General features: G+C 43.8%; 21 protein-coding genes and 1 other annotated feature. Of the genes, 4 read left to right on the top strand and 17 right to left on the bottom strand.

The window, feature by feature from the left end:
• Positions 1-522 precede the first annotated feature (522 nt).
• The 5 genes from HWX64_RS17460 to zapA all read right to left on the bottom strand — a co-directional run bounded on the left by HWX64_RS17460 (position 523) and on the right by zapA (position 6,205).
• A complete protein-coding gene (locus HWX64_RS17460) occupies positions 523-930 on the bottom strand; it encodes a DUF350 domain-containing protein (protein WP_175990825.1) in 408 nt (135 codons plus the stop codon).
• 21 nt (positions 931-951) lie between these two features.
• The gene (locus tag HWX64_RS17455; protein WP_175990824.1) at positions 952-3,315 is read right to left on the bottom strand and encodes an endonuclease MutS2; all 2,364 of its coding nucleotides are present in this window, start codon (positions 3,313-3,315) and stop codon (positions 952-954) included.
• A 25-nt stretch (positions 3,316-3,340) separates the two neighbouring features.
• Entirely contained in the window at positions 3,341-5,053 is a 1,713-nt protein-coding gene (gene polX / locus HWX64_RS17450) for a DNA polymerase/3'-5' exonuclease PolX (protein WP_175990823.1), read from the bottom strand.
• 344 nt (positions 5,054-5,397) lie between these two features.
• Complete coding sequence (locus HWX64_RS17445; protein ID WP_175990822.1) at positions 5,398-5,937, bottom strand: CvpA family protein; 540 nt, start codon at positions 5,935-5,937, stop codon at positions 5,398-5,400.
• Positions 5,938-5,944: 7 nt separating this feature from the next.
• Positions 5,945-6,205, bottom strand: a complete 261-nt coding sequence (gene zapA / locus HWX64_RS17440) for a cell division protein ZapA (RefSeq protein ID WP_175990821.1) — start codon at positions 6,203-6,205, stop codon at positions 5,945-5,947.
• A gap of 132 nt (positions 6,206-6,337) precedes the next feature.
• On the opposite strand from zapA, the gene rnhC reads away from it, so the two are divergent.
• Positions 6,338-7,261: a ribonuclease HIII gene (gene rnhC, locus HWX64_RS17435; protein WP_175990820.1), complete on the top strand. Its 924-nt coding sequence runs from the start codon at positions 6,338-6,340 to the stop codon at positions 7,259-7,261.
• A gap of 422 nt (positions 7,262-7,683) precedes the next feature.
• Here rnhC and pheT read toward each other — a convergent pair whose 3' ends face one another.
• The 3 genes from pheT to HWX64_RS17420 form a co-directional block, all read right to left on the bottom strand.
• Positions 7,684-10,098, bottom strand: a complete 2,415-nt coding sequence (gene pheT / locus HWX64_RS17430) for a phenylalanine--tRNA ligase subunit beta (RefSeq protein ID WP_175990819.1) — start codon at positions 10,096-10,098, stop codon at positions 7,684-7,686.
• 31 nt (positions 10,099-10,129) lie between these two features.
• A complete protein-coding gene (gene pheS / locus HWX64_RS17425) occupies positions 10,130-11,167 on the bottom strand; it encodes a phenylalanine--tRNA ligase subunit alpha (RefSeq protein ID WP_175990818.1) in 1,038 nt (345 codons plus the stop codon).
• A 605-nt stretch (positions 11,168-11,772) separates the two neighbouring features.
• Positions 11,773-12,531 (bottom strand): RNA methyltransferase, encoded by a 759-nt coding sequence (locus tag HWX64_RS17420; RefSeq protein WP_175990817.1) that lies wholly within the window; start codon positions 12,529-12,531, stop codon positions 11,773-11,775.
• Between the two features lie 125 nt (positions 12,532-12,656).
• On the opposite strand from HWX64_RS17420, the gene sspI reads away from it, so the two are divergent.
• A complete protein-coding gene (gene sspI / locus HWX64_RS17415) occupies positions 12,657-12,875 on the top strand; it encodes a small acid-soluble spore protein SspI (RefSeq protein ID WP_175990816.1) in 219 nt (72 codons plus the stop codon).
• Between the two features lie 112 nt (positions 12,876-12,987).
• On the top strand, positions 12,988-13,527 hold the full coding sequence (locus tag HWX64_RS17410; protein WP_175990815.1) for an isochorismatase family cysteine hydrolase: 540 nt from the start codon (positions 12,988-12,990) through the stop codon (positions 13,525-13,527).
• A 42-nt stretch (positions 13,528-13,569) separates the two neighbouring features.
• Here HWX64_RS17410 and HWX64_RS17405 read toward each other — a convergent pair whose 3' ends face one another.
• Positions 13,570-14,655: a M42 family metallopeptidase gene (locus tag HWX64_RS17405; RefSeq protein WP_175990814.1), complete on the bottom strand. Its 1,086-nt coding sequence runs from the start codon at positions 14,653-14,655 to the stop codon at positions 13,570-13,572.
• Positions 14,656-14,725: 70 nt separating this feature from the next.
• Positions 14,726-15,214 carry a dUTP diphosphatase gene (locus tag HWX64_RS17400; protein ID WP_175990813.1) on the bottom strand — a complete coding sequence of 163 codons (489 nt, stop codon included), beginning with the start codon at positions 15,212-15,214 and terminating at the stop codon, positions 14,726-14,728.
• A 140-nt stretch (positions 15,215-15,354) separates the two neighbouring features.
• Between HWX64_RS17400 and HWX64_RS17395 the strand changes: the two genes are divergently transcribed.
• Complete coding sequence (locus HWX64_RS17395; protein WP_175990812.1) at positions 15,355-15,744, top strand: sigma-w pathway protein ysdB; 390 nt, start codon at positions 15,355-15,357, stop codon at positions 15,742-15,744.
• A gap of 105 nt (positions 15,745-15,849) precedes the next feature.
• On the opposite strand, the gene HWX64_RS17390 is transcribed toward HWX64_RS17395, so the two are convergent.
• The 7 genes from HWX64_RS17390 to HWX64_RS17360 form a co-directional block, all read right to left on the bottom strand.
• A complete protein-coding gene (locus tag HWX64_RS17390) occupies positions 15,850-16,428 on the bottom strand; it encodes a TVP38/TMEM64 family protein (protein ID WP_175990811.1) in 579 nt (192 codons plus the stop codon).
• 147 nt (positions 16,429-16,575) lie between these two features.
• A complete protein-coding gene (locus tag HWX64_RS17385; protein WP_175991567.1) occupies positions 16,576-16,845 on the bottom strand; it encodes a DUF1294 domain-containing protein in 270 nt (89 codons plus the stop codon).
• 676 nt (positions 16,846-17,521) lie between these two features.
• A complete protein-coding gene (rplT, locus tag HWX64_RS17380) occupies positions 17,522-17,881 on the bottom strand; it encodes a 50S ribosomal protein L20 (protein WP_032087388.1) in 360 nt (119 codons plus the stop codon).
• Positions 17,882-17,911: 30 nt separating this feature from the next.
• Complete coding sequence (gene rpmI, locus HWX64_RS17375; RefSeq protein ID WP_032087387.1) at positions 17,912-18,112, bottom strand: 50S ribosomal protein L35; 201 nt, start codon at positions 18,110-18,112, stop codon at positions 17,912-17,914.
• 22 nt (positions 18,113-18,134) lie between these two features.
• Positions 18,135-18,653: a translation initiation factor IF-3 gene (infC, locus tag HWX64_RS17370; RefSeq protein ID WP_071619322.1), complete on the bottom strand. Its 519-nt coding sequence runs from the start codon at positions 18,651-18,653 to the stop codon at positions 18,135-18,137.
• A 68-nt stretch (positions 18,654-18,721) separates the two neighbouring features.
• Positions 18,722-18,863: a sequence feature (ribosomal protein L20 leader region), on the bottom strand.
• Between the two features lie 180 nt (positions 18,864-19,043).
• Positions 19,044-20,975, bottom strand: a complete 1,932-nt coding sequence (gene thrS / locus HWX64_RS17365; RefSeq protein WP_175990810.1) for a threonine--tRNA ligase — start codon at positions 20,973-20,975, stop codon at positions 19,044-19,046.
• Between the two features lie 385 nt (positions 20,976-21,360).
• Positions 21,361-22,227 (bottom strand): putative sporulation protein YtxC, encoded by an 867-nt coding sequence (locus HWX64_RS17360; RefSeq protein WP_175990809.1) that lies wholly within the window; start codon positions 22,225-22,227, stop codon positions 21,361-21,363.
• Between the last annotated feature and the right edge of the window lie 279 nt (positions 22,228-22,506).

The following is a 22,506-nucleotide window of genomic DNA, read 5'->3' as shown; positions in this document are numbered from 1 at the left end:
GAACAAAAGTGTTTGAGTCTAAGTAATCCCCGAACTAATTTACATCCTAGGATTCAAATTAGTTCGGGGTTTTTATTTGTTTTGTTCTTATGTGAGTTTAGTTTTTTGCTTGTTCCAGCGGTTGATTGGAGTGCAAGGCGTAGACTCCTGCGGGAGAAGTGGCCAATTAGAAAAGCGGAAGGGCTTTGCTCAGAGGTGGGTGGCATAAGTCAAATCGGCCTGGAAGGCGCTCTTTGCCTTCTTGGTCGGTTTGGCTTATGACATGTGCCTCTAAGCCCTGCAGCTGGACAAGTGAGACCCCGCAGGAGCGTAGCGACGAGGAGGCTCACGGGTCACCCTTGGAAAGCGAAGTCTTGCACGGAAATCATTAGCGGTAATAAAAGCCTGCACTTAAAAGACTGCCTCATCCAACGAGACAGCCCTCCTGCTAAGCAAAAAACACCATATAAATAACACCGACCAGAATGAATCCTGCACATAAAACGAGTAATACTTTCGCTAATGTTTCCATAATTTCTCTCCTTAAGAAATCCCTGCTCCTATGACAAATGATAATCCGACTGAAATGACGAGTGAAATGAATCCGACCGCCCTATTATCATTTGCAATTTCTTCATCTATTTTGAACTTCGGGGTTAAAAACTCGTAAATGAAATAGCCGATCAGCAGCAGGAAAAAACCAAAGACTCCCCATCCGATCGTTGCGAGGATGGTTTCATGCTGCTGAATGGAATGCCGGAAAATATTCGCAATCCCGAATATTTTCCCTCCCGTAGCCATTGCCACGGCCAGGTTGCCTTTTTTGATTTCTTCCCAATTTTTATATTTAGTGACCAGTTCGAATACCGTTAAGAAAAGGATGAGACATAGTATGACAACACTATAATTCCCGGCCGTTTGAATGTATTCATTCTCCCAAAAATTCTCCATTGCTCCGCTCCCTTTTCTTCCTTATTTGAACATCACTACCGTGACACCTGTACCGCCTTCTCCGGCGTCCCCGAAACGTATTCCTTTGACAGCCCGATGATTTCTTAAGTATTCCTGTACGCCCTGCCTCAGAGCCCCGGTTCCCTTACCATGGATGATTGACACTTGAGGATAGCCGGCGAGAAGGGCATCATCGATATACTTTTCGACCTTGGATATCGCATTATCGAATCGTTCCCCTCTTAAATCAAGCTCGACACTCACGTGAAAATCCTTTCCTTTAACCACAGCCAGCGGCTTGGTTTCAACCTTTTGCTGGGTTTGGATGAATTCGAGGTCGGATTCTTTTACTTTCATTTTCATGATGCCCATTTGAACCTGCCACTCTTTGTCGGATACCCGTTCAACAAGGTGGCCTTTCTGGTCAAAGCTGAGTACCTTCACTTCGTCACCCGGATGCAGTTCACGTTTTGCGCTCTGAGCTGCCTTCCTTTTTTGTCGGGATGACTGAGGAAGGGACGGTGCTGCTTCCTCGAGTTGTTTCCTTGCCTCAATCAGTTCATGCTCTTTGATTTGAGCCGATTTTTTCTTCTGCATCCTTCGTAAGTCTTTAATGACCTGCTCCGCTTCTTCTTTCGCTTTTTCAACCACTGATTCGGCTTTTTGCTGAGCTTTCTCAAACATGTGGTCTTTCTTTTCGTAGTACTCCATCATTTGCTTCTGCATGTCTTTATGCATCTTCTCTGCTTGCTTTAACAGCTCATGAGCTTCTTCCAGTTCTTTTTCACCCTGGCGTCTGCTCTCTTCCAAAGAGGCAATCATATTTTCAACTTCTTTGCTGTCTGTACCGATATGTGATTTAGCCCGATGGATGACCGTTTCTGGCAAACCTAACCGTTTGGAGATCTCAAACGCGTTACTTCTTCCAGGGACACCCAATAAAAGTTTATAAGTCGGGCTCAATGTCTCGACGTCAAACTCAACGCTTGCATTGACGACACCTTCCCGGTTGTAGCCGTATGCCTTTAGTTCAGGATAGTGAGTCGTCGCCACCACTCTTGCCCCTTTGCCGTGGACTTCATCAAGGATGGAGATGGCAAGTGCGGCACCTTCCTGGGGATCGGTACCTGCTCCGAGCTCATCAAATAAGACAAGGCTCTCATGATCCACTTTATTTAAGATCTCCACGATGTTGACCATGTGGGAGGAGAATGTACTAAGACTTTGTTCAATCGATTGTTCATCTCCGATATCTGCATAAATGGAACGGAAGATACCCACCTCTGAGCCATCCAGCGCCGGAATCGGGAGTCCTGCCTGCGCCATAATGTTCGTGAGCCCCAGCGTTTTAAGGGTGACTGTTTTCCCTCCCGTATTCGGACCTGTAATGACGATGGATGAGAATTCAGTTCCTAATTCGATATCATTGGCCACTGCTTCCTCTATCGGCAATAACGGATGTCGGGCTTTATTTAATCTGATACGCCTTTCGTTATTGATGACCGGTTTCGTCCCCTTGATGGATTGGCCGAATTTTGCTTTTGTAAACATAAAATCTATATCCGATAAGACTCTTACGATTAGTAGTAATTCTTCCCCTGATTCCTGTACTTTTTGAGAAAGGGCAAGAAGGATTTTTTCAATCTCATTTTGTTCTTTCAACCGCAGCTCTCGAAGTTGATTGTTTAGTTGCACAATCGCCTCCGGTTCGATGAAGAGCGTCTGTCCGGAAGACGACTGATCATGGATGATCCCTCCATAGTGTCCTCTGTATTCCTGCTTTACAGGTATGACATAACGGTCATTTCGGATGGTGATGATGGCATCTGATAACATCTTGGCCGCATTGGAAGAACGGATCATGCGTTCGAGCTTCTCCCTGATCCTTCCTTCATTCGCACGCAGCTGTGTACGGATCGTGCGCAATGTGTCGCTCGCCGAGTCAAGGATTTCACCGTTATCATCCACGACATTGCGAATTTCCTGTTCTAAATGAGGCAGGGGGATTACCGTATCCAACTTAGCCTGCAGAAGGGGGATGGAAACTTCTTCATCCACTAATTCTTCAACAAACGTCTTTAGCTTCCTGCTCGCGCGGATTGTGCTGCCTACCTGCACCAATTCCCCCGGAGACAGCATGCCTCCGATTCCGGCCCGCTTCACGTGGGGACGGATATCAAAGATCCCCCCTAAAGGTGCATGGCCCTTTAAGCGGAGTATGGTCATCGCTTCATCCGTTTCCTCATGCATGCCCGTGATTTCTTCAAAGTCAATCGATGGAGCCAGGGCTGTTACCCTTGCATGACCGAGTGCGGATGCAGCAAACTCTTTTAACAATTCCTTTATTTTATCAAATTCCAGTGTTTTCAGTACTTTAGAATTCACAAGCTTCTTCCACCTTTTTTAAAAATCAATCATTCCGTGTTAAAAAGTTCAGTAGTTTATCTTTGTCCCATGTATTGATGACGGTTTCTTTCTTGATCCAGCCTTTTTTTGCCGCAGCCACACCTATATTCATGAACTCAAGATGCTCATGACTGTGTGCATCGGTATTGATAAATAGTTTCACGCCGCTATCCTGCGCTTTCCGGATATTTTCGGCAGAGAGATCGAGCCTGTTTGGATTCGCATTAAGCTCCAGCGCCGTATCCGTTTCTTTTGCCAGTTTGATAAGCAGATCCATGTCTACATCGTACCCTTCTCTCCGACCGATGATTCTGCCTGTCGGATGGGCGATGATATCGACATGCGCACTACGGAGCGCATTTGTTAGGCGTTCCATGATTTTTTCCTGTGATTGTGAAAAACTTGAATGGATGGATGCGATGACCACATCGACTTTTTCAAGGATTTCATCGCTGTAATCAAGGGATCCGTCCGGAAGGATATCCATTTCGATGCCGGAAAGTACTTCAATCTCGTCATATTTCTTATTGATTTCCTTGATTTCCTCTATTTGTTTCAACAGGCGTTCATCCGTCAGGCCGTTTGCCACACGTAAATATTTTGAGTGATCGGTGATGGCCATGTACTGATAGCCTTTGGCCATGCATGCCTGTACCATTTCTTCTATGGAATAGGCTCCATCCGACCATGTGGTATGCAAGTGCAGATCACCTTTGATATGCTCAGGATCTATCAAGTCATAGCCCTTATGATACTCATCGACTTCCTTCCCGTCTTCCCTTAATTCAGGTGGAATCAACGGAAGGTTGAAGTGAGCATAAAATTCTTCTTCTGTCTCGAATGTTTTGACCTCTCCGGTTTCACTATTTTCTACTCCGTATTCACTTATTTTCTCACCGCGTTCTTTTGCCAGCTGCCTCATACGGACATTATGCTCTTTAGATCCGGTGAAATGGTGGAGCGTAGTCGCGAATTCTTCCGGTTTTACGATGCGGAAATCGATGCTTACATCCCATCTGTATTGAAGGGTCAGCGAAACTTTTGTCTCTCCGGCTGCAATCGTTTCAACAATATTGGGCAGCTTTAATAATTCGTCCTTTACCTTCTTCGGTTCATCTGTTGAAATGATGAAATCCAGATCTTTAATGGTTTCCCGCATCCTTCGTAAACTTCCCGCTCTTGAATAGGTGCAGATTTCTTTTATAGTGGATAAATGTGCTTCGATTTCTCCAGCTATGCCCGTCATGAACGCAATAGGCAGACGATCCGGACGTTTACCGGCCTGAGCGATAGCAGCCAGTATCTTCTCCTCTGTCTTCTTGCCGAAACCGGGGAGTCCCTGAACTTTCTCCGATCGGCAGGCTTCTTCTAAATCCTCGATCCCTTCCACGCCAAGCTCACTATAAAGCTTGGCGATCTTCTTGCCTCCGAGTCCGGGAAGCTGAAGAAGGGGAATCAAACCCTCCGGTACTTCTGACTTCAGTTCCTCCAGCACAGAAGACGAACCTTCGTTAATGTACTCTTCGATGACCCCCGCTGTTCCTTTGCCGATTCCGTTCAGTTTGGTAAAGTCACTGATGTCAGTTAAACTGCGGTCGTCATTTTCCAGCGCAAGGGCCGCTTTTCTATATGCTGATATTTTAAAAGAGTTTTCACCCTTAAGTTCCATATAAATCGCAATCGTTTCCAATAATTTGATAATATCCTTCTTATTCATCCCATTCACCTGCTTCTCTCTATATAAATAGGTAATCCCGTCATACTTCTCTTATTATATAGTAGCAAAATAACCAAAAAAAGAAAGCGATGCACCTGGAATCCGTTTGATTTTGGCTTATCGAGTGAAACGATCGTTTCACTCGATTTTCAGCTTTGCTGAAAAGTCGCCAGTATGGAAAGAACCTGAAGCATAAATGCATTTATGCTTCAGGTTCTTTCCATACTGGCGGAATAAGCCAAAAATCAGGACTCATACAGTAAAATAGCTGACTTAATAAGGACGATAGGTTAAGGTCTCTCCTTAACATCAATCATATAACCTTCTCAAGTCAGCTTCTATAATCATCCTGCGTTTTCAATCCACCAGTCTTTAACCATTTCAGAGAATACAGGAGTATGCTTGACCATCGCCTGTGCAATAAATGAATCGTTAATGAAAGACTGTACCGTATCGATTGGCAGCAGTACGGCAATAAATAATAGTATAAAAATGATAAGATACGTTTCAATCAACCCCAGGACTCCACCGCCAATAACATTCAATTGTTTCAGGACGGGAAGATGTGCGACGAAGTCGAGCATTGATCCAAAAATATGAACGATGATCTTAACCGCAAAGAAAATCATGGCAAATGCAATCACGCGGTAATACGCCTGATCCATATTGGTCATTTCAAAGATCATATTTAATTTTGATTGTTCATCAAGCACCGGATATGGAATCCAGAGTGTGAGTTTCGGTGCAAGCTGATCATAATATATGTATGCTACAATAAAAGAAACGATAAAACCTGTCATATGGACAGCCTGCAGGATAAAACCGCGTTTTAGACCGGTGAAGAATCCCGCTAACAGGATAATCAGTAAAACTAAATCAAGCATGTCATTTTCAACCCTTTAAGCGTTTAATTTCTCTTTCCAGCTCCTCAAACTGCTCTTTCAGTTTGATATAATCATTGACTGCATTAACGGCTGTCAACACAGCGAGCTTACCAGTATCAAGAGATGGATTCATAGATTTGATTTCTCTCATTTTGTCATCGACTCTCGAACAAACAAATCGAATTTGACTTGTCGACTCAGTACCGACAATAGTATATTGTTGACCATATATGTCTACATTGGTGCGATTTTTTTGTTCATCTGACAATACGAGTACCCCCTGTTCATAAGAATCCTAAACAATATCATACCATGAAATCTTTTTGTTTTGAAAAGAAATTGTCAGTTATAGTCTAATTTTTTGTTATATCATAGAATTTTGTCTTGAGGAGAGGTTCATTTGGCGAATACAGTCATTCAAGCAAACAGTGGATTAACAGCAAAGATGAAAGATTACTATAAGGATACACTTGTCAGCAAGCTTCCACCCGGTGCCGTTTTTTCTGCAAAACCGGCCGGCTGCACAGTGACGGCTTACAAATCTGGAAAAGTCCTGTTCCAGGGAGCGAACGGGGAAGTGGAAGCAAAGAAATGGGGCAGTGCCCAGGCACCAAAGGTGAAGTCACCTTCCAAAGGAACAACCACCCTGCCTGAAAACTTTGCAGATTGGTCCGTAATAGGATCGGATGAAGTCGGAACAGGTGACTTCTTCGGTCCCATCACAGTAGTAAGTGCCTTTGTAAAGAAAGAGCAAATCCCTCTAATGAAAGAGCTCGGCGTGAAGGATTCCAAGAATCTGAACGATTCACAGATCATCTCGATTGCGAAAGATTTGATCGAGACCATACCATACAGCTTACTCGTTCTACATAATGAAAAATACAATTCCCTCCAGAGCGGAGGGATGACACAAGGAAAGATGAAGGCCATTCTCCATAACCAGGCCATCCTTCATTTACTCGATAAAATGGCGCCGGAAGAGCCTGAAGGCATTCTGATCGATCAGTTTGTCGAGAAAAACACATATTTCAATCATATCAATGCCCAAAAGAAGATCCAGCGTGACCGTGTCTACTTCAGCACAAAAGGGGAAAGCATTCACATTGCGGTCGCTGCGGCATCCATCATTGCAAGGTATGCTTTCCTGAAGGAAATGGATAAACTTAGTGCCCGGGCAGGTGTCGAGATTCCGAAAGGGGCGGGCAAGCAGGTTGATGTAGCCGCTGCTAAAATCATCAAGCGAAAAGGGATTGGAGAACTGAAGTCAATGACGAAGTGGCATTTTGCTAACAGCGAAAAGGCAATCAAGCTTGCCGGAAAATAGGAAAGAACCCCCGCATTTTAAATCACGGCGGGGGTTTTTATTTACGATTGTCCATGTGAGTACAGGTGAAGATATGCTGGGCAGATATTTAGGCGGAGGGAAGCCACTTTTAACGATTTTTCGACAAAAGGATCATAAATTTCTGATCAGGATCGTATTTTTGAAATTAGGATCATAAATTCCTGATCAGGATTGTATTTTTCGAATTAGGATCATAAATTTCCATATAGGATCATAAATGGTAAACCAGGCCCTCATCTGACCCTTCCAGCCCCTGGCTGCACCCAGATTACCATATAATTTGCCCATCCCCCTGTACATTCCTATAAAAACCACCAAAAACATCGGAGTATTTCCAGAAAAACAAAAAAAGATGCCAGACCATATCCCAGGTCTGACACCCTATCAAATTTCTTCTGTCATTATCCGCGTAATTCAGCCCCGGCTTTATCCTTCACTGCTGCAAGGACGCCGTCATGTACTTTAACGACTTCTTCATCAGTCAGGGTCTTCGCAGGGTCGAAGTATTTCAGCGAGAATGCAAGTGATTTCTTGCCAGGTTCCATATGTTCGCCTTCATAAAGGTCAAATACAGATACCTCTTTAAGAAGTTTGCCTCCAGCTTCTTTGATCACGGCCTTCAGTTCACCTGCTTTTACTTCCGTGTCTACAACAAGTGCGATATCCCTTGTGATGGACGGGTGACGCGGAATCGGCGAGTAGCTTAATGCCGGCTTTTCATAATGGAAGACCGGCTTCGCTTTCAGTTCGAATACATACGTCTCATTCAGGTCAAGCTCTTTTTCCACTTCTGGATGAATCGCACCGATAATCCCGATTACTTCTCCGTCCAGGAGGATTTCAGCTGTTCTTCCAGGATGCAGGCCGTCAGCTGCTGCCTGGCGGAACGATACAGCTTCGGTGACACCCAGTTCCTCGAACAGACCTTCGAGAATGCCTTTAGCCACATAGAAATCGACCGCTTTCTTTTCCCCTTGCCAAGGATGCATATACCATAAGCCAGACAGCGCCCCTGCGATATGCTCCTCTTCCAATGGAAGCTCTTCACCGGATTCCTTCAAGAAGACAGATCCCACTTCATAGAAAGCAAGAGAATCATTCTGGCGTGCTTTATTATATGAGACCACCTCCAGAAGCTGAGGGATGATGCTTAAACGAAGATTGCTGCGCTCTTCACTCATCGGCATCAATAGACGAACCGGGTCTTTCACATCAAGTGCATATTTAGCGGCTTTTTCATCATTCGTCAATGAATACGTGATCGCCTGCAGAAGACCTGCACCTTCAAGGTAACGGCGGACTGTACGGCGTTTCAATTGATGACTATTCAATCCACCCGGTGTGCTTTCACCCTTCGGAAGTGTAAGCGGAAGATTGTCATAGCCGTATAGGCGGGCGACTTCCTCAAGCAGATCTTCCGGAATGGTGATGTCTCCCCTTCTTGTCGGGGCAGTGACTGTGAAAGACGTTCCATCGACACTTACATCGAATTGAAGACGGAGGAAGATATCTTTCACTTCTTCAACCGAAATCGCGGTGCCCAATGAAGCATTGATCTTCTCAAGAGTGATTTCCACGACAGCAGGCTCGACGTTCAATTCATCGAATAGAACCGTTCCTTCAAGGACTTCCCCGCCTGCGTATTCTGCCATCAGTGCAGCTGCACGCTCGCCTGCTTTCAGCACACGGTCCGGGTCTACACCTTTTTCATAACGGGTGCTCGCTTCACTTCTCAGGCCGTGATCCTTGGACGCACCTCTTACAATGGCACCTGTGAAGTATGCGGCTTCCAGAAGCACAGTCGTTGTATCATTTTGGACTTCGGAATCGGCTCCCCCCATTACCCCGGCAAGGGCAACCGGCTCTTCTCCGTTCGTGATCACCAAATGATTTGAAGATAAAGTTCTTTCCGTATCATCAAGCGTGACAAATTTTTCACCGTCTTTGGCACGGCGGACAAGGATTTCCTTAGATCCGAGACGGTCATAATCAAATGCATGAAGCGGCTGGCCATACTCCAGTAAAATATAATTCGTGATGTCTACCACATTATTATGAGGGCGGATCCCTGCAGCAATCAGTGCATTCTGCATCCAAATAGGTGAAGGACCTATTTTTACATTTTTAATGATTTTCGCACCATACAGCGGATTATCTTCTTTTGCTTCCACGTTCACGGTGATGTAATCGGATGCTTTTTCGTTTCCGTCTGTCTCCTTGACTTCAGGAAGCTTCACTTCACGGTCCAGGATGGCAGCCACTTCATAAGCGACTCCAAGCATGCTCAAGCAGTCAGAACGGTTCGGCGTTAAGCCCAATTCAAGGATTGCGTCATCCAGGTTCAGCAGTTCAACGGCATTGCTGCCGACCTCTGCACCTTCAGGGAAGACGTAGATCCCTTCTGCATGTTCTTTTGGTACAAGCTTTCCTTCGACGCCCAGCTCTTGAAGTGAACAGATCATCCCATGGGATGCCTCTCCGCGAAGTTTCGCTTTTTTGATTTTAAAATTGCCCGGAAGCACGGCGCCCACTTTAGCGACAGCCACTTTTTGACCTTTACCGACATTCGGAGCACCGCAGATGATTTGAACCGGCTCTTCTTCGCCAACGTCAACTTTGCATATATTCAGTTTATCCGCATCCGGATGCTGTTCACACTCCAGTACGTGCCCGACTACGACATTCTTGATTTCTGCACCGATTCTTTCGATGCCTTCAACCTCGATTCCGCTTCTTGTAATTTTTTCTGCCAGGTCTTCAGGAGTGACTCCTGACAGGTCTACATAATTTTCTAACCATTTATATGAAACAAACATGTTTTTACCTCCGCTCGATAATAGTGTTGCCTTACTCGGTCACGTTGAATTGTGTTACAAATCGGGTATCGTTCGTATAGAAATGACGGATATCATCAATACCGTATTTCAGCATCGCGATACGTTCAGGCCCCATTCCGAATGCAAAACCTGTGTATTCTTTCGGATCGAATCCTGCCATTTCGAGAACGTTCGGGTGAACCATCCCCGCTCCAAGAATTTCAATCCAGCCGGTTCCTTTACATACGCGGCAGCCCTCTCCCCCGCAGATCTTACAGGAAATATCCATTTCGACGGAAGGCTCCGTGAATGGGAAGAAGCTAGGGCGCAGACGGATTTCACGGTCTTCGCCGAACATTTTCTTTGCGAACACATTCAGCGTCCCTTTCAGATCACTCATGCGGATGTCTTTATCCACGACAAGGCCTTCGATTTGCATAAACTGATGCGAATGCGTCGCATCATCCGTATCACGGCGGTATACTTTACCCGGGCAGATGATTTTAATAGGCCCTTTGCCTTTTGCATGCTCCATCGTTCTAGCCTGAACCGGTGAGGTATGGGTCCTGAGCAATGTCTCTTCTGTAATATAGAAGGAATCCTGCATATCCCGGGCAGGGTGTCCTTTCGGAAGGTTCAGTGCTTCGAAGTTGTAGTAATCCTTTTCAACTTCAGGGCCTTCTGCAACCGTATACCCCATCCCGATGAATAGGTCTTCAATTTCTTCGATGATCATCGTAAGCGGATGATGATTCCCTTTTCTGACAGGTCTGCCCGGCAGTGTCACATCGATCGTTTCTGATTGAAGTTTCTTCTCCACTGCTTCTTTTTCAAGCTTCTCCTGCTTCGCTTCAATTTTTTCGGTGATGGCACCGCGTACTTCATTCGCAAGTGCACCCATTTTAGGGCGTTCTTCTGCGGAAAGTTTACCCATTCCTTTTAATACTTCGGTTACAGGACCTTTCTTTCCTAAGTAGGCAACACGAATGTTGTTCAGTTCTTTTAAATCCTGTGCTTCGTTAATCTTTTCAATTGCTTCGGTTTGAAGGGATCGTAATTTATCCTCCATGTTTCTTCCTCCTTTATGGTCGGTAGTAAAGTGTTAATACAAGCACCGTTCTTTTCCGTTGCAGGCATAAGATTCCCCGGGGAGGAAGTCGAGCCTACTCGGCTTTCCACCTGCAGGGTCTCAACTTTTCCTCTATTTCCCGTCGGAGTCAAGTGCCTTCCGCTCCATTCCACTCTGTGCATTAGCATCGAGCATCAGGGAGGAACATAGAGCCCAGCTATACTCAGCCAATGCAACGAGCAAATTGACCCCTAGCCAAACGGAAATAACAGATCCTTCTAAAAAACAAAAAAACCCCATCCCTGGAAAGGGACGAGGTTGTGATCGCGGTACCACCCTTATAAGCGTATCTAATAGCGATACACTCACTTGATTCGGATAACGGCTTTGCCGGTGCATCTTTACATTTCATGATGAAATGGTCCCGATGCCAACTCGAGAGGTGAAATGTTCACGTCATGTTTTCTTAAGAATGCTTGCAGTCCTAATGGCATTCTCTCCCTTGAAGAATCATCATGCGCTACTTTCCTCTGTCTTCGTTTTTAAAAGTATATGTGCATAATTATAGTGAATTATTCCCGATAATTCAAACCTTTTAAGAAAAATTATTGCCCATTTTTAAAATAATATAACAAGATGCCTGCCGCAATCGCGACATTCAATGATTCGCTCTTCCCATATATAGGAATATACAGATTCTGATCGGTTTGTGAAAGGATTTCAGGACTCATCCCGTTTCCTTCATTCCCGACGATCAGTGCGTAGGAATCCCTCGGCTTGACGGTCGTATACTCTTCGCCATTCTCGAGTGCCGTCCCATATACAGGTATCCCTTTTTCTTTAAGTAAAGAAATGACTTCTGTCAGGTCACCTTTGATGATCGGCAAGTAAAAATGACTTCCCTGTGCTGATCTGAGTACCTTCGGATTATATAGATCAACGGTTCCTTTCCCAAGGATGATTGCATCGATACCGGAAGCTTCTGCCGTACGGATAATGGTACCGATATTTCCCGGATCCTGAAGCCCATCGAGCAGTAAAAAGGTCTTGCTTTCTTCAATGGATGCCCTATTTTTCTGCCTGCATACCGCAAACACTCCCTGAGTCGTTTCTGTATCAGCCAGTTCTTTTCCCGCTTCCTGTGAAACCTGTATCAGCTCGACGCCATCAAGATTCCATTTATGTGGAACTTCGACGCCTTCGACAAAAATCAGCTCCATCACCGTATCGTCTTGCTTTAATGCTTCTTCAACCAGATGAAAGCCTTCTACAATATATGTAAGGGACTGATCTCTTCCCTTTTTGGTCAATAACTTTTTCCACTGCTTCACGACAGGGTTCTTAGAGGATTGAATATACTTCAATCGTACCCGCTCCTTCATTTTACATTTCAAGTTTTCATTATACCCTAACTTACATACATAATAAATTCAATTTGAGACAAGATAACAATGAATTCCTCATCCTAAAGCAAAAGGAGAAATGCGTAATGAACCTTAACTTGAGAAAAGCGATTATACACAACGTTTCTGGAAACAGCCAGGAAGAAATTAAAGATACAATCGTCGATGCCATTCAAGGCGGAGAAGAAAAAACACTTCCGGGTTTAGGCGTGCTGCTTGAAGTCTTCTGGCAAAATGCCGATCCTCAAGAACAGCAAATGCTGCTTGAAACGTTAGAAGAGTCATTACAGCAACAACAGCAATAATGAAGCGGGTGACCCAGCAGGGTCGCCCGTTTTTCTTTATTATTGTTTTACCTCGCGTGATTAAGTGGTAAAGAAAAGAATAAATCGTTTATGAAGAAAGGTGAAGGGGGCAATGAGTAATAAGAAGGCATTATTAATCATCGACATGATCAATACATTCGATTTTAACGGGGGAGAAAAATTACTTTCAAATACAGAAGACATCGTGGATCCCATCAGGGAGTTAAAGAAGAAAGCGAAAAAAGCAGATATACCTGTCATTTATGTCAATGACAACTACGGTCTTTGGCAGGATAATATGAATGATATCATCAACAAGTGTAAAGACGGGAAGGGTAAGTCCATCATTGAAAAAATCCATCCTGATGAAGATGATTTCTTCATTGTAAAACCGAAGCATTCCTGTTTCTTTGGCACCCAGCTTGAAATCCTCCTTCATCAGCTGGATGTCGACCATCTTATCCTGACTGGAATCGCGGGTGATATATGCGTCCTATTTACGGCAAACGATGCCTATATGAGAGAATACGGGGTGACCATCCCGAGTGACTGTATCGCCTCCGAACGAAAGGAGGATAATGACAGCGCCATTCATATCATCAATAAAACGATCGATGCCGATATGACCGAATCGACCGGGATAGAATTTTAATTGTATAAAAAAGACCCTGCAGCCAGGGTCTTTTTTTAATGATCAATCAAAAGTGATTTTAGCAACTGTGTCTTTATCCAACTTTTTAATTACTTCTGTAATCAATTTAACTGCATTTTCGTAATCATCACGATGAAGCATTGCAGCGTGTGAATGAATGTAGCGAGTGGCGATGGTGATTGACAAGGCAGGTACACCGTTCGCTGTTAAGTGGATGGCACCTGAATCCGTTCCGCCGCCTGCAATCGCATCGAATTGATAAGGGATATTGTGCTCGTCCGCCGTATCCGTCACAAAATCACGAAGTCCTTTATGTGAGACCATGCTGGCATCATAAAGGATGATTTGCGGGCCTTCACCCATTTTGCTCTGTGCTTCTTTCTCCGAGATACCAGGTGTATCCCCGGCGATGCCGACGTCGACACCAAATGCGATATCAGGCTGGATCTTGGCTGCAGACGTTCTTGCCCCGCGCAGGCCAACCTCTTCCTGAACTGTACCCACGCCATATACGACGTTTGGATGCTGTTCATCTTTAAGGTTTTTCAGGACGTCTATCGCAATCGCACAACCGATCCGGTTATCCCAGGCTTTGGCAAGGAGCATCTTTTCGTTGTTCATCACTGTGAATTCGAAATATGGAACGACCATATCCCCCGGCTTCACGCCCCACTCCTGGGCTTCTTCTCTGCTTGATGCGCCGATATCGATGAACATATCTTTAATATCAACAGGCTTTTTGCGTGCTTCTGCAGGCAGGATATGAGGAGGCTTGGAACCGATCACTCCGGTTACATCCCCTTTACTTGTCACGATTGTCACACGCTGTGCCAGCATGACCTGTGACCACCAGCCGCCGACGGTCTGGAAACGCAGGAAGCCTTTGTTGTCAATTTGTGTGATCATGAAGCCGACTTCATCAAGGTGGCCTGCCACCATGATTTTAGGGCCGTTTTCATCCCCCACTTTTTTCGCGATAAGACTGCCTAAATTATCAGTAGTAATTTCATCTGCAAATGGTTCTATGTATCGTTTCATTACGTCCCTTGCTTCTTTTTCATTACCCGGGACTCCTTTTGCATCTGTCAGATCTTTAAGCATGGTTAATGTTTCGTCTAACTTTGTCATTCTTTCGACCCCCTAAATGTTTAAACTATTCCCATTATACTAAAATCTTGCCAATACTTCAAAATCAATCTTAATATCCTTCTTTTTGACGCTCGTAATTCACGTTGTTCTTTTCCACGTAAGCATCAAATACCTCTCCGCTGGAAAAGCCCAAAATTTCCCCGAGGGATAAATACTGATTAAACAACGTAAAAAAGTGCCGGACCGAGCGCTCTTCCCTCAAATCGATAATCGCTTTGTACACCTTAAGAAACTGCTCATTCAAGTCTCCGCTTGGAGTATGATTTTCTTCCAGGTCAATCTCCTTCAGACCCATTTCGAGACCCAGGGACAAGATGAAGTGAATGCCATCAACGTATTCTTCCAAAATGACATCCTTTTCAGATGGTGACTTCTTACTCCAGAACTTGAAGCTTCTCGTTTCATTTGCAAGCTCTCCTGTTTCCACCAATAAAGCCAATATCTTTTTATCGACTAAATCCTCATTTTCGAGTCCATGCTCACTTTCAATATGTTGATCCAGTTGTTTTTGCATATGTAATAGCTTTTCAATATTCATGATGATTTCCTCTTCCTTTCGTTTCTGCCTTCTTAGTTTAGTATGACAAACTTTTTCATATTTTTTAAATAAAAATGAAACCTTTTTATTTTTATGCCGTAAATAATATTAGAAGATCTATGCCTATGGAGGTAATTTACATGCTATGGCTCATTCGCTTATTCATTCTTGTCCTTATCCTCTACCTTTTTTACCGCAGTATAAAGTATATCATCGATCCAAAACGGAAGCTTGAGCTTGCCCAGGAACAGAAGCGTTTCTATTTCCTCGATGATCAGGAAAACGTCAGAAAGAATTTTTATGTAACGTATAAAGGCGTTTTATTTGAAGGTGAAAAATATCTGGGGACAACGGAGAGGTCCTTTGAAGTGGTGTCGATCTTTGTATGGGCCAATGATATTTCATCATTGAAAGGTCTAGGGTATGAAGATTTTCATTACGTCCAAAACGAAATTAAAGAACGCTACCCAAACGCAAAAATCGACTGGAAGAGCCCGATTCATGAGTTCATGAGAAAATCCAATCAATGAGTTGAGTAGGTATGACCGCTGTTATTAATAAAGACGCACACGATAAAAGGGAACCCCGGGAGGTTCCCTTTTTGCATGCTTGTTAGATACTCAGTGATATATTGATTACATGCGGCTTCTTTCAGGAAAAAACTCATTCCACCCAATGACTCTTACTTTCTCTCTTAACAGATAAAAAAGTACAACCAAAGCCAGGAGAATCATGACAAGGATGGGAGGGGAGAATTGCTTGATATATTGGCCGAACACTGTGTAGAAAAAAGCGAGAGGGATATTGGAAATGACAGTGGCGCGAACGAAAGGCTTGAACTGTGGATTTTTCTGCATCAAACAGAGATTGAGTAATTGGTAGTGTATAAAGGGAATCAGCCGTAATACTGCAATCTGCCCCGTTGTCAAATCTGCGCTTCTCCCGAACCACTTTTCTTTTAATCTCAACAGGCGTTCATAAAATGACGTGAAACTTTTAATGGCAAAGTAAAAAATGATGGATAAAAGCGTTAATCCAATCAGCGAGTACAACGTACCGAGAATACTGCCGAAAAGAATACCTCCAGCCATACACACCAGGGCGACAGGAATGAAAAGAAACTGCCTCAATACATGAAACAATATAAACAGAACAGGAGCGATATACCCACTAGCTTCCATGATGGCGAATGCTGCTACTAATCGGTCGTCCATAGCTAATGCAGACCTCCTTCTGTTACCTCTATTCTCTACAGTTTATACATACTGTCTACACTGTATGACAAAAGGAGAATATTTAGGGCGGACCGGAGTTTGTCCACCTTAGGGAAGGTACAGAAGGAAATCACATTCACACCTTCATTAAATCCCTTGATTGACCCATATAAACAAGACGCTGTGAACGATGACAAGGAACGGAAAGCCCATCGCAAATAATCTGTGCTTCGTTTTATGTCTGTAGACTTTCATGGCGATATACGAACCGATGCTTCCACCTATGATGGCGACGGTCCATAATGTCCGTTCACTGATCCTGTACTCTTGCCTCTGCGCCTTCTTCTTATCCCTTCCCATGAGACCGAATCCGATGATATTGATTACCAGGATATATATGTATAGGAGATTTAGTATGGACTCCATTGGATACCTTCTTTCAATCAAGTTGTGTTATTAAATATTTCTCTTTAAAAATTGATTATAGTTTCAATACTTTCCGTTCCTTTTCGCTCCAGGCACTTGCTTTCCGCGGGGAGGAGTTGAGCCTCCTCGGCGTTCCGCCTGCGGGGTCTCAACTTTTCCTCTATTTCCCGTCGGAGTCAAGTGCCTTCCGCTCCAATACACTCAGTATCTTTCAATAAATCTAAACAAAAAATTTGTTGTAGTGGCTGATATTCAGGCGAAAAGGTTCAACTAAAAATAATACTTAATTTAGTTCTTTCTTAGTATTCGAATGTCACCAGCGGTTGATTGGAGTGCAGGACGAAGACTCCTGCGGGAAAAGCAGCTTATGTGAGACTTGTTCAGCTCCAGGGCTTAGAGGCACATGTCATAAGTCAACTCGCCCAAGAAGGCAAAGAACGCCTTCGTGGACGATTCGCCTTATGCCACCCGCCTCTGAACAAAGCCCTTCCGCTTTTCTTCCCGCAGGCTTGCCGAGGAGGCTCACCAACCGCCCGCGGAAAGCGAAGTCCTGCACGGAAATCAATAGCGGTAATTAACAGTCACATACCACAATATGTTTTTTATAAAGAAAGGACTGACCCAGAAGGCCAGTCCTTTTAATCTGTTTGCACGAGGCAAGCAGATATTATTTGTTAAGTTGAGCTTTAGCAGCTTCTGCTAATTGGTTGAATGCTTTTTCGTCAGCAATCGCAAGCTCAGCAAGCATCTTACGGTTAACTTCGATACCAGCAAGCTTCAAACCGTGCATTAAACGGCTGTAAGAAAGACCGTTCATACGAGCAGCCGCATTGATACGTGTGATCCATAATTTACGGAAGTCACGTTTCTTCTGGCGACGGTCACGATAAGCATACATGTATGATTTCATGACTTGTTGGTTTGCTACTTTATATAAAGTGTGTTTTGAACCGAAATAACCTTTTGCTAACTTAAGAACTTTTTTACGACGTCTGCGTGTTACTGTTCCGCCTTTTACGCGTGGCATAATAATTCCCTCCTATTTCTTACGTGCTTTTTATTTAAGGTTGTCAAGCATATGACGAATGCGTTTGAAATCTCCTTTAGAGACAACAGCTGCTTTACGAAGTTTACGCTTCGCTTTAGTAGATTTGTTTGCGAATAAGTGGCTTGTGTAAGCGTGAGAACGTTTAAGTTTACCAGAACCTGTTTTCTTGAAACGCTTAGCTGAGCCGCGGTGAGTTTTCATTTTTGGCATGTGCTTTTCCTCCTCGGGTCCTTTATTTTTCGTTAACTGGTGCTAGCACCAAGAACATGCTGCGACCATCCATTTTCGGCTTTGATTCAACAGTTGCAAGATCTTTACACTCTTCAGAGAAACGATCGAGTACACGTTGACCAATTTCTTTGTGCGTGATCGCACGGCCTTTAAATCGGATCGACGCCTTTACTTTGTCTCCTTTTTCAAGGAACTTGCGGGCGTTGCGAAGCTTAGTATTGAAATCATGCTCATCAATCGTAGGGCTTAAGCGCACCTCTTTAAGATTGATGATCTTTTGATTTTTACGCGCTTCTTTTTCTTTCTTTTGCTGTTCAAACTTAAACTTTCCGTAGTCCATGATACGGGCAACGGGTGGTTTAGCATTTGGAGCAACAAGAACAAGATCAAGATTTACACGTTCAGCGATTTCAAGGGCTTCATTCTTGGATTTGATTCCAAGCTGCTCGCCATTTTGATCGATAAGACGTACTTCACGGGCACGAATGGTTTCGTTTAAGATCATGTCTTTGCTAATAATTAGCCACCTCCAAGGTTTATTAAGAGAATACAACGGCTTTGGTCTCAGGCACCCGCACGTTTTTGTTTGCACAAAAAAAGATGCGGGTGTCGAAACACCCGCATCTGATTATAAAGCATCTATAAAAAAGCTTTAATAGTCATTATCATACCTGGCAACTGCTTTAAAAGCGTCATTCAGGTGAGAAGCGGGTAGCTTCTTCTTGTACCAAACTGTATTCAATTCACCTTAGATAATATATCATATGACATATGCGATGTCAAACAATCGTTCTGATGTCACAACGTTTCTTATAATAGCAGACATAGGTGTGGAGTGCAATAGTTTTTTTAATGATTGTTCTCTAGAAAAAGAACGGACCTGAAACCAGGTCCGTCCCTCAACTATCTATTATCGCTTTGCTTCTTTCACAATGTTTTCTACGAATTGATCCAGTGAAATGGTTTCTGATTTCTGTTCGCCGTATTTGCGGACATTGACAGCACGGTCCGAAATCTCATTATCACCAAGTACAAGCATGTATGGCACTTTGCTCATCTGTGCTTCACGGATCTTGTAGCCCATTTTTTCATTGCGGTCATCGATTTCAACGCGAAGGCCTTCACCCTGAAGCTTCTCTTTCACTTCTTTTGCATAGTCGAAGTGAACATCAGGGGAAACAGGGATCAGCTGAACCTGTACAGGTGCAAGCCAAGTCGGGAATGCCCCTTTGTATTCTTCGATCAGGAAGGCAACGAAGCGTTCCATTGTCGATACAACACCGCGGTGGATAACGACCGGACGATGCTGTTTACCATCTTCTCCGACGTAAGATAAGTCGAAACGCTCAGGAAGAAGGAAGTCAAGCTGAACAGTGGATAACGTCTCTTCTTTACCAAGAGCTGTCTTCACTTGTACATCAAGCTTCGGTCCGTAAAATGCCGCTTCCCCTTCTGCTTCAAAATAGTCAAGATCCAGTTCATCCATCGCTTCCTTGATCATTCTTTGTGCACGATTCCACATTTCATCGTCATCGAAGTACTTCTCTGTATCTTCCGGATCACGGTACGATAAGCGGAAGGAATAGTCCTTCAAGTCAAAGTCTTTGTATACTTCTTGAACCAAGCGGACAACACGCTTGAATTCTTCCTTGATCTGATCAGGGCGGACGAAGATATGAGCATCATTCAATGTCATGCCCCGAACGCGCTGAAGTCCAGAAAGTGCTCCGGACATTTCGTAGCGGTGCATCAAACCAAGCTCCGCGATACGGATCGGCAATTCACGGTAGCTGTGGATATCATTTTTGTAAATCATCATATGGTGCGGACAGTTCATCGGACGGAGAACGAGGTCTTCGTTGTCCATTTCCATTACCGGGAACATGTTTTCCTGATAGTGATCCCAGTGTCCGCTAGTTTTATAAAGGTCCACGCTCCCCATGACAGGAGTATAAACGTGATCATAGCCAAGGCGCTCTTCTTTATCAACGATATAACGTTCGATGATGCGGCGGATGGTCGCTCCTTTTGGAAGCCACATCGGAAGGCCCTGACCTACTTTTTGAGAATTCATGAATAAGTTCAGTTCTTTACCGATTTTACGGTGATCACGCTCTTTCGCTTCTTCCAAAAGGCGAAGATGCTCGTCCAGATCCGCTTTCTTGAAGAAAGCAGTCCCGTAGATACGCTGAAGCATCTTATTGTCGCTGTTTCCGCGCCAGTAGGCACCGGCAATGCTCAACAGCTTGAATTCTTTAATTTTATTCGTGGATGGGATATGGACACCACGGCAAAGGTCAAAGAACTCTCCCTGTTCATAAATCGAAACCTGTTCACCCTCAGGGATGGCTTCTAGAAGTTCAAGTTTGTATTCGTCGCCGACTTCTTCATAAATTTTCTTCGCATCATCACGGCTTACTTCTTTTCTAATCACTTCAAGATTTTCACCTGTAAGCTTCTTCATTTCTTTTTCAATAAGAGGAAGATCTTCAGGAGTAAAAGTATGTTCAGAATCGACGTCATAGTAGAAGCCGCCCTCAATGACAGGACCAATTCCAAGCTTTGTTTCCGGATACAGGCGTTTGATCGCCTGAGCCATTAAGTGAGCCGTACTGTGTCGCAGAACTTCCAGTGCGTCTGAGCTGTCCGGCATGATGATTTCAATTTTTCCATCTTCCTCGATTCCAGTACGCAGATCAATCAATTCGTCATTTATTTTACCGGCGATCGCCTTTTTCTTCAGGCCCGGGCTGATTGATGCAGCTATGTCCTCAGTACTTGTCCCTTTGGGAAACTCCTTCACATTTCCGTCAGGGAACGTAATTTTAATCTGTTCAGACATTTGTGTTCACTCCTTTGAATTTTTCGGGAAAGATAAAAAACCCCGCCCCTTCATAATTGAAGGGACGAGGTTAATAGATACACTCGTGGTTCCACCCAACTTCTCATCCGCTGCAAAAAATGCAGGAGGATGACTTCATTGAAAAAGAATAACGACATTTAGCCGTCAACCCTTAACGAGGCACTGCTGCCTTTTCAGGATTGAAGTTCCGAGGCGGTAAATATTACTGTCGAATTAGGAAGCTTGCAGCCGTGACTTCCCTCTCTGTGAATCGAATAGGAATATTGTTGTCCTCTTCATAACCTTTACCTTATAGACTTATTATGTAGGTATTATAATCGGTTATGCTGGCAAAAGCAAGGGCTAAAAGGCAAAATTAGACTTCCTATTCATTTGCGATATCAATAGAAGGATACAGGATTGTTTCAGGAAAATAGTGGAGAGGAAGAAGGTCGATCCGCTCCTCAAAAATATTTTGAAGTGTTCTTACCAGATTATGCTCCCCGCTCCCATAGACATATATTTTTTCAGGCGCAATGGACAAGAGCGGCGCAATCGTATAGGAATCCACATACAGCGGATGATTGGACAAAAGCCGCTTATCAATGAACTGTGTGAGTTCTTTTCTTGAGACTTCCTTCATATTTTCATCAAAAAATCGAAATCCGAAACCTGTGGAGTAAAGATGAATCGTATCCAGCTTCTTCTCTCTTGATGCTAAATATTCCCTGAGCATATGAATGAACATCTGATATTCTTGTTCCATTTTATATTCATCAATCGCAAGTTCCACCATTTCCGTTATCCGGAAGTGCAGCTTTTTCAGTCTGAATGTACTGAAGGAATCAAATGACACAGGTGTATTCCCATCAATTAACAGATCAAGACTCTCAAAGACAAAGGACGGTTCGTCCCATTCTTCCAGGAGCTGATCCAGTTCGGGCCGTTCCCCCATTCTCATGTCGGAAACGATTTCGAGTATCTGTTCAATCTCATGGACATCTTCGTAATAGAATTGGTTCCGCAGAATATCTTCTGCCCAGTCGATGCACTTATCAAAAAGAATGAAATCTGTTGTTCCTTTCGTCAGCCGTTCTTTTCCGTTATACGGAGTTGAAATATCTATAGTAAGGTTATAATGGGTTTTATGTTGAAATAGCGTTTCATGAAACCATGATTGCAGATCATACTTGGTCAGGCATTGTTGAAGCTTTAATGCATCATTTTTCTGTCTGAAAATGAATTCAATCAAACTTGCTCCCCTCCTTAAAGCCGGAATCCCTGCTTTATATATATGGGGGGCTTGTATGAATTAGAAGTTTGTTTGTGAAATTAATTGCATTAGTTTTGTTCTTTATCACCGCTATTGATTTCCGTGCAGGACTTCGCTTTCCGCGGGTAGCCCGTGAGACATTGGATGTTTAAATAAGGGGAGAAATTTCCCTTAATGAAGAAATGGAACTGAAAACCGTTAAAATAAAGGGAAGTTTTACTTCTATTTACTTGAAAAACATTAAAATTGGGGATCTGT

It is taken from the genome of Bacillus sp. Marseille-Q1617 (assembly GCF_903645295.1).
Taxonomy (GTDB): Bacteria; Bacillota; Bacilli; order Bacillales; family Bacillaceae_B; genus Rossellomorea.
Note: the sequence above shows the minus strand (reverse complement) of the source record. Positions and strands in the feature narration are given on the sequence as shown.

Excerpts from the sequence above, each read along its gene's own strand:
- HWX64_RS17400 (WP_175990813.1), bottom strand. The coding sequence starts at position 15,214 with ATGAATATTGAAAAGCTATTACATATGCAAAAACAACTGGATCAACAT.
- HWX64_RS17410 (WP_175990815.1), top strand. The coding sequence starts at position 12,988 with ATGAGTAATAAGAAGGCATTATTAATCATCGACATGATCAATACATTC.
- rplT (WP_032087388.1), bottom strand. The coding sequence starts at position 17,881 with ATGCCACGCGTAAAAGGCGGAACAGTAACACGCAGACGTCGTAAAAAA.
- thrS (WP_175990810.1), bottom strand. The coding sequence starts at position 20,975 with ATGTCTGAACAGATTAAAATTACGTTCCCTGACGGAAATGTGAAGGAG.
- HWX64_RS17460 (WP_175990825.1), bottom strand. The coding sequence starts at position 930 with ATGGAGAATTTTTGGGAGAATGAATACATTCAAACGGCCGGGAATTAT.
- HWX64_RS17390 (WP_175990811.1), bottom strand. The coding sequence starts at position 16,428 with ATGGACGACCGATTAGTAGCAGCATTCGCCATCATGGAAGCTAGTGGG.
- polX (WP_175990823.1), bottom strand. The coding sequence starts at position 5,053 with ATGAATAAGAAGGATATTATCAAATTATTGGAAACGATTGCGATTTAT.
- sspI (WP_175990816.1), top strand. The coding sequence starts at position 12,657 with ATGAACCTTAACTTGAGAAAAGCGATTATACACAACGTTTCTGGAAAC.
- HWX64_RS17395 (WP_175990812.1), top strand. The coding sequence starts at position 15,355 with ATGCTATGGCTCATTCGCTTATTCATTCTTGTCCTTATCCTCTACCTT.
- pheT (WP_175990819.1), bottom strand. The coding sequence starts at position 10,098 with ATGTTTGTTTCATATAAATGGTTAGAAAATTATGTAGACCTGTCAGGA.
- HWX64_RS17405 (WP_175990814.1), bottom strand. The coding sequence starts at position 14,655 with ATGACAAAGTTAGACGAAACATTAACCATGCTTAAAGATCTGACAGAT.
- rpmI (WP_032087387.1), bottom strand. The coding sequence starts at position 18,112 with ATGCCAAAAATGAAAACTCACCGCGGCTCAGCTAAGCGTTTCAAGAAA.
- pheS (WP_175990818.1), bottom strand. The coding sequence starts at position 11,167 with ATGGAGGATAAATTACGATCCCTTCAAACCGAAGCAATTGAAAAGATT.
- HWX64_RS17445 (WP_175990822.1), bottom strand. The coding sequence starts at position 5,937 with ATGCTTGATTTAGTTTTACTGATTATCCTGTTAGCGGGATTCTTCACC.